Source organism: Arthrobacter sp. BB-1 (assembly GCF_006151685.1).
GTDB lineage: Bacteria > Actinomycetota > Actinomycetes > Actinomycetales > Micrococcaceae > Arthrobacter.
This window is the reverse complement of the sequence record NZ_VDEV01000016.1, coordinates 1-991: the sequence shown is the minus strand read 5'-3', so window position 1 is coordinate 991 and position 991 is coordinate 1. Positions and strand designations below refer to the sequence as shown.

The following is a 991-nucleotide window of genomic DNA, read 5'->3' as shown; positions in this document are numbered from 1 at the left end:
TGACATTGGCACCTGAAGGCCGGAAGCTTTTGCGCGTTGAACAGCGCAATTCCGCTGTCCCGGTGGAGCGGAAGCCGGACTGGATCAAGGCCAAGGTCCAGATGGGCCCGGAGTTCGTCCAGCTCAAGAACCTGGTCAAGAAAGAGGGCCTGCACACGGTGTGCGAGGAGGCCGGCTGCCCCAACATTTTCGAGTGCTGGGAGGACAAGGAAGCCACCTTCCTGATCGGCGGGTCCGAGTGCACGCGCCGGTGTGACTTCTGCCAGATCGATACCGGCAAACCCTCGCCGGTGGACATGTTCGAACCCACCAAGGTGGCCCGCTCCGTGCAGGCCATGCAGCTGCGGTACGCCACCGTCACCGGCGTGGCCCGGGACGACCTCGCCGATGAGGGCGTGTGGCTGTACGCCGAAACGGTCCGAAAGATCCATGAGCTGAACCCCGGCACCGGGGTGGAGCTGCTGATCCCGGACTTCTCCGGCAAACCCGAACACATCGCCGCGATCTGCGATTCCAGGCCCGAGGTGTTCGCGCACAACGTCGAAACCGTGCCCAGGATCTTCAAGCGGATCCGGCCCGCGTTCCGCTACGAGCGGTCCCTGGACGTGATCACGCAGGGCAGGAACCTGGGCATGGTGACCAAGTCCAACCTGATCCTGGGCATGGGCGAAACCCGCGAAGAGATCTCCGAAGCGCTCCGGGACCTGCACGAGGCCGGCTGCGACCTGATCACCATCACCCAGTACCTGCGCCCGTCCGAGCGGCACCTGCCGGTGGACCGCTGGGTCAAGCCGCAGGAATTCGTGGACCTCCAGGACGAAGCCAACGAAATCGGCTTCCTGGGTGTTATGTCCGGCCCGCTGGTCCGCTCCTCCTACCGCGCCGGCCGGCTCTGGGCCACCGCCATGCGCAAGAAGGGCCGCGACATCCCCGCCGAACTCGCCCACATCGCCGAAGGCATCCAGGACTCCGGCACCACCCGCCAGGAAGC

At 65.5% G+C, this 991-nt stretch carries 1 protein-coding gene; it reads left to right on the top strand.

Annotated elements, in window-relative coordinates; all coding sequences use genetic code 11:
- The coding region (gene lipA / locus FHJ30_RS09480) for a lipoyl synthase (RefSeq protein WP_240793656.1) at positions 1-991 on the top strand (991 nt) is incomplete at both ends.